The following is a 6,301-nucleotide window of genomic DNA, read 5'->3' as shown; positions in this document are numbered from 1 at the left end:
AGCCGGATATTTCCAAACTGCCGATCATGGTCGATTCATCCAAATGGACGGTCATAGAGGCCGGACTGAAGTGCCTGCAGGGCAAAGGAATCGTCAACTCGATCTCCCTGAAAGAAGGTGAAGACAAGTTCCGGGAAAGTGCACGCAAGATCATGAACTACGGGGCGGCTGTTGTGGTAATGGCTTTTGATGAGCAGGGACAGGCAGACAATTACGAGCGCAGGGTAGAAATTTGCAGCAAGTCTTATCATATATTGGTGGATGAGCTGGGTTTCCCGCCTCAGGACATCATTTTTGACCCGAATATCCTGACCGTTGCTACAGGACTGGAAGAACACAACAACTATGCGGTAGATTTTATCAACGCTACCCGCTGGATCAAAGAAAATCTGCCCCATGCAAAGGTAAGTGGAGGTGTTTCCAACATTTCCTTCTCCTTCAGGGGAAACAATACCGTAAGGGAGGCGATGCACTCTGCATTTTTATACCATGCCATACAAGCGGGACTGGATATGGGGATCGTCAATGCGGGTATGCTGGAGGTTTACCAGGAGATCCCTCCGGAATTGCTGGTACTGGTCGAGGATGTATTGCTGAACCGCAGAGATGATGCCACTGAAAGGCTGGTTGAATTTGCAGATACCATCAAAACCAAGGGAAAAGAAATCGTTCGTAATGAGGAATGGCGTCAGGGAACGGTTGAGGAAAGGTTATCGCATGCCCTTGTAAAGGGGATCATTGAATACCTCGATGCCGACGTGGAAGAAGCGAGGCAAAAATATGCCAGACCTATACAGGTGATCGAAGGCCCGCTGATGAACGGAATGAACATCGTGGGCGACTTGTTTGGCGCTGGCAAGATGTTCCTGCCGCAGGTGGTAAAATCGGCCCGCGTGATGAAGAAAGCCGTGGCATATCTGCTGCCCTTCATTGAACAGGAAAAACTGGACAACCCCGATCAGGATCAGAACTCTTCCGCTGGAAGAATATTGATGGCCACTGTAAAGGGTGATGTGCATGACATTGGCAAAAACATTGTAGGTGTGGTACTGGCTTGTAATAACTTCGAGATCGTAGATATGGGTGTGATGGTGCCTGCACAGGATATCATCAAAAAGGCCAAAGAGATCAATGCGGACATCATTGGGCTGAGCGGGCTGATCACACCTTCACTGGATGAGATGGTACACTTTGCCAAAGAAATGGAACGTGAAGGTTTCACCATTCCATTGATGATCGGCGGGGCTACAACTTCCCGTATTCATGCGGCGGTAAAAGTGGCACCGCATTATTCAGGTCCGGCAATACATGTGCTGGATGCGTCAAGAAGTGTGACGGTAGCGAGTACGCTGATGAACAAGGATACGAGGAGTGAATACATTGCCGGTATCAGGGCGGAATATGATAAAGCACGCGAGGCGCATTTAAATAAGCGGTCTGACAAGCGTTTTAAAACAATTGAAGAGGCCCGCAGGGATAGTTTCAAAATAGATACTTCGCTGGTAGCGCCTGCTCCTCAATTTCTGGGAACGAAGGTTTTTGAAAATTACCCGCTGGAGGAACTGGTGCCTTATATTGACTGGACACCATTTTTCCAAACCTGGGAGCTGAGGGGAAGCTACCCCCGCATATTGGAGGATAAGGTAGTTGGTGATGAGGCACGCAAACTCTTTACTGACGCTAAGGCGCTTTTGAAAAAAATAGTGGATGAAAAGCTGCTGACCGCCAAAGCGGTGATCGGTTTCTGGCCGGCGCAGGCAGTCGGCGATGACATTGTGCTTGATGTGGAAGGCAAGGAAGTAGTCATCCATACCCTGCGTCAGCAGGCAGAGAAAACTGCTGATCAACCTTATTATGCGCTTTCCGATTTCGTAGCGACAAAAGAAAGCGGAATACCTGATTATTTTGGTGGTTTTGCACTGACTACGGGTATTGGTTGTGACGAGCTGGTAGCGGAGTATGAGAAAAATTATGACGATTACAACAGCATCATGGTCAAAGCCCTGGCAGACAGGCTTGCTGAAGCTTTCGCAGAAAAGATGCATGAACTGGTGCGCAAGGATTACTGGGGCTATGCTAAGGACGAGTCGTTGAGCAATGAGGAACTGATCAAGGAGGAATACGCAGGGATCCGTCCGGCACCGGGATATCCGGCATGTCCGGAACATACCGAAAAAGGGACTTTGTTTGAATTGCTGGATGCAGAGGCAAAGATTGGCCTGCACCTGACTGAAAGCTACGCCATGCACCCTACCGCAGCGGTAAGCGGATTTTATTTTGCACATCCGCAGTCCAGGTATTTTGGACTGGGCAAGATTACCAAAGATCAGATCGAAGACTACGCGGTCAGAAAAAACATGTCTGTTGATGATGTGGAAAGGTGGCTGGGGCCAAATCTTGCTTATTAATTATTTAATTTGAATATCTTGGCAGTGCAATGGCGACTACTATTGCGCTGCCTGAATATAGACCGACAACACTAAAATGAAAATTGTAGACCATATAAAGAATGCGAACGGCAAGACCTTGTTTTCATTCGAACTTTTACCGCCTATAAAAGGACAGAGCATCCAGGGCATTTTCAACGCCATTGATCCTTTGATGGAGTTCAATCCGCCATTTATAGACGTGACCTATCTTCGCGAAGATTACATTTACAAGCAGCACCCCAATGGCTTGCTGGAAAAGGTGGCTTATCGCAAACGCCCGAGTACTGTGGCGACCTGTGCAGCCATTATGAACAAATATAAAGTAGATGCGGTCCCTCATTTGATCTGCGGTGGTTTCACTAAGGACGAAACTGAAAACGCATTGATCGATCTCCAGTTTCTGGGCATAGACAACGTTTTGGTATTGCGGGGCGATGCCCGCAAAAGCGACAGTGCTTTCGTCCCTACTCCTGACGGGCATGCCTATGCTTCTGAACTGGTACAGCATGTGTCTGATATGAACCGGGGCAAATACCTCCATGACGATATGGCCAATGAAAAAACCGATTTTTGCATCGGTGTGGCCGGTTATCCCGAAAAACATTTTGAATCTCCAAACCTGGATACAGATTTTAAATACCTGAAACATAAAGTTGACCTGGGTGCCGAGTTCATCGTGACCCAGATGTTCTTTGACAATAAAGCTTACCAGGCCTTTGTGGAAAAATGCCGCAGCAATGGCATCAATGTGCCCATTATCCCGGGTCTGAAGCCCATCACCAGCAGCAAACAGCTGATCAGCCTGCCAAAGATCTTTCACCTCGATATTCCGTTGGAACTGAGTGAAGCCATACAAGCCTGCGGATCGGAAAAAGAGGTGAAGGAAGTGGGTATTGAGTGGATGATCAACCAGTGCAAAGAATTGAAAACCGTGGGTGCGCCGGTATTGCATTTTTATACCATGGGAAATCCGGAACCCACAAAAAGGATCGCACAGGCAATTTTTTAATGTCTGTCTTGTTGAGATTGCTGCAGCCTGTGCTGAACTCGTTTACCTTTGGTGAGCTCGCTGAAGGGTTCGGTTTGCTTCGCAGCTACTTCGTGGTCAGTATCGCTGCGCTTCCCCCGCAATAACAATGTTTACAAAGCATGTTATTTTCTCTTCGTTTTTGGAATACTCTTTGTATCTTTCATTTCTCAAAATACAGTAACGCCATGAAAAAACTGATCATACTTGCTTTTGTTGTTACGATGGCTTTTACAGCTTGTACCACCATGAAACCGGGAACTATTGGAAACGGCGGCCTGTCAGGTCTGAGCGGCACCTGGGAATTAAATTACATCTCGGGGCCGAGAATTGCGTTCAATGGTTTGTATCCTGCCAAAAAACCTGCGATCAAGTTTGACATCACCGAGAAAAGATTCAGCGGCAATACCAGCTGTAATTCTTTTTCGGGAGCGTTGATCGCTGATGATTCTACAATAAACTTTACCGGGCCTATTATGATGACAAAAATGGCCTGCCCTGGTGAAGGAGAAGCCGTTTTTGTGGAAACGCTGAAAAAAGTGAGTCATTATGCCATTACAAGTGACACCACGCTGAACTTTATGATGGGGGATATCGCCATTATGCGGTTTACCAAGAAATAGGGGATCGTCATTGCGAGGCACGAAGCAATCTCATCAGGTGGGGATTGCTTCGTGCCTCGCAATGACGAATTGGGTTAATACCAAATGGGCTAGTAATTGTTTAAATACGCTTTGAATGACTCAAAACCCGTGTCCATTTTAGTGGAGTGCTTTTCTTTATTGAACAACTCTCCCACTTGCGCCGGGATTTCAATCTTATCTTTTATTTCTTCAGGAAATACATCCGGAAATTTGCAGGCATGGGCAGTGGATGAAAACACACCTGTATAGCCGCCTTCGTTTTCCAGTCTGTACTTTTCAAGTGCCAGCCAGGCGATGGCCGTATGCGGGCAGGCGATATAGTCAAACCGGGAATAAATGGCCTTTATTCCGGCTAAAGTCTCTTCATCGGTAAACCTGTAACTCGCTATGATGTTGCTGATGGCTTTGAAATCGCTACTGAACAGGTCCATGATCCTCACCCAATTGCTTGGCGCCCCTACATCCATCGCATTTGCATAAGTCTGTACCGAAGGTTTGGTTTCGTAAACCCCGGTCTCCAGGAAACGCGGAACGGTATCGTTAACATTTGTCGCGGCGATAAACTGTTTGACCGGCAGACCCATTTTGTATGCCAATAGCCCTGCTGCAATGTTTCCAAAATTTCCGCTAGGCACAGAAAATACAAGTTCTGTTTTACCCTGTCTTTTTAATTGCGCATATGCATTGAAATAGTAAAATGTCTGGGGGATCAACCGTGATATATTGATGGAGTTTGCGGAAGTCAGCCTCAGTTTACCATTCAGCTGCTCATCAGCAAAAGCTTGTTTTACCAGGGCCTGGCAGTCGTCAAATGTTCCGTTTACTTCGATGGCATGGATGTTCTGTCCATTGGTACACAACTGCAGCTCCTGTATGTCGCTTACCTTTCCTTTCGGATACAAAATGGTAACACGGGTATGCGGCACGCCTAAAAACCCAAGGGCAACTGCGCCGCCGGTATCGCCGGAAGTGGCGACCAGGACATCCAGTATTTTTTCATTGTCCTTCAGGAAATAGGCCATTACCCGGCTCATAAACCTCGCGCCAAAATCTTTAAATGCTAATGATGGGCCATGGAACAGCTCCAGTACATAGGTGTGGTCATTGAGGGCAACTACCGGTGCATCAAAGTTGATGGCATCGTCGATCAGGCTTTTCAGATCACCTGCGGGAATGGCATCCTGAAGCAATGCAGAAGCTACCTTAAAGGCGATCTCCGGCAGGGTATATTTCTCAATATTGCTGATAAATTCCTGATCCAGTTCAGGAATGCTGACCGGCATATAAAGGCCTTTGTCTAAGGGCATGCTGTTGAACACAGCGGTTGCAAAGTCTACTTTTAAATTATGGTTGTTGGTACTGTACAGTTTCATTGGTGTTGTCAATCTAAAATAATTGGTCCTCTTTTATTGACTTCAGACACGAATGACAGGCTGTTGATGGCCAGGCCTTTCAGGTGCTGCTGAAGTTTTTGGGTAATGTTTGCTGCAGTGACGGCATCCCTGGTTAAAGCGAAAACCGACGGGCCTGAACCGGAAATTCCGAAGCCCAGTGCTCCATGTTCCAGCGCCAGAGATTTTAATACTGCAAAATCAGGGATCAAAATGGACCGCGTTGGCTCTACCAGGATATCGGTCATGCTTCTGCCGATCAGGGCATAGTCGTTCATGAACAGTCCGCTCACCAATCCGGCTACATTGCCCCATTGGGTTACTGCATCTTTAAGCAATACCTTAGACCGGATCATCTGCCGGGCATCTTTGGTAGGCACATCTACTTCCGGATACACAATTGCTGCATGCAGGTCCTGGGGAAAGGGCAGGCTGATGATATCCAGCGGCTCATAGCTCCTGATGAGTACAAAACCGCCCATTAAGGCCGGTGCTACGTTATCGGCATGGCCGTAACCACAGGCCAGCTCCTCTCCTTTCATCGCAAAAGGAACCAGTTCTTTGTTGCTCAGCTGATCGTTGAGCAGCGTATTGATCGCAAACAAACCTGCCACGGTACTTGCGGAGCTGGATCCCAGTCCGCTGCCTATCGGCATTTTCTTGTGAAGCTCGATATCAATGCCCAGATCCGGGTTGCCGATGTGGTTCAGATAGTGCTGCACGCTGGCACTTACTGTATTTTTTGCAGGGTTGAGGGGCAGCTTGCCGTCATCACCTGTGATTTTGGAGATGGTGATGCCTGTTCTGCCT

Annotated in this window: 5 protein-coding genes; 3 read left to right on the top strand and 2 right to left on the bottom strand. The window is 47.5% G+C overall.

Annotated elements, in window-relative coordinates; genetic code table 11:
* The 3 genes from metH to VK541_RS23905 form a co-directional block, all read left to right on the top strand.
* On the top strand, positions 1 to 2,408 hold a 2,408-nt coding region (metH, locus tag VK541_RS23915), incomplete at its 5' end, for a methionine synthase (RefSeq protein WP_324373121.1).
* 76 nt (positions 2,409 to 2,484) lie between these two features.
* The gene (gene metF, locus VK541_RS23910; protein WP_324373120.1) at positions 2,485 to 3,438 is read left to right on the top strand and encodes a methylenetetrahydrofolate reductase [NAD(P)H]; all 954 of its coding nucleotides are present in this window, start codon (positions 2,485 to 2,487) and stop codon (positions 3,436 to 3,438) included.
* 206 nt (positions 3,439 to 3,644) lie between these two features.
* Complete coding sequence (locus VK541_RS23905; RefSeq protein ID WP_324373119.1) at positions 3,645 to 4,079, top strand: META domain-containing protein; 435 nt, start codon at positions 3,645 to 3,647, stop codon at positions 4,077 to 4,079.
* A gap of 89 nt (positions 4,080 to 4,168) precedes the next feature.
* Here the strand turns inward: VK541_RS23905 and thrC are convergent, their stop codons facing one another.
* Positions 4,169 to 5,473 (bottom strand): threonine synthase, encoded by a 1,305-nt coding sequence (gene thrC / locus VK541_RS23900; protein WP_324373118.1) that lies wholly within the window; start codon positions 5,471 to 5,473, stop codon positions 4,169 to 4,171.
* An 8-nt stretch (positions 5,474 to 5,481) separates the two neighbouring features.
* Positions 5,482 to 6,301: homoserine kinase (locus tag VK541_RS23895; RefSeq protein WP_324373117.1), on the bottom strand; the 820-nt coding region annotated here is incomplete at its 5' end.

Origin of the sequence: Pedobacter sp., from assembly GCF_035317785.1 — a bacterium.
Taxonomy (GTDB): Bacteria; Bacteroidota; Bacteroidia; order Sphingobacteriales; family Sphingobacteriaceae; genus Pedobacter.
The sequence above is the reverse complement of the archived record's forward strand: the minus strand, read 5'-3'. Positions and strand labels throughout refer to the sequence as shown.

Bases quoted from the DNA above. Each gene is read 5' to 3' on its own strand.
- thrC (WP_324373118.1), bottom strand. From the start codon at position 5,473: ATGAAACTGTACAGTACCAACAACCATAATTTAAAAGTAGACTTTGCA.
- VK541_RS23905 (WP_324373119.1), top strand. From the start codon at position 3,645: ATGAAAAAACTGATCATACTTGCTTTTGTTGTTACGATGGCTTTTACA.
- metF (WP_324373120.1), top strand. From the start codon at position 2,485: ATGAAAATTGTAGACCATATAAAGAATGCGAACGGCAAGACCTTGTTT.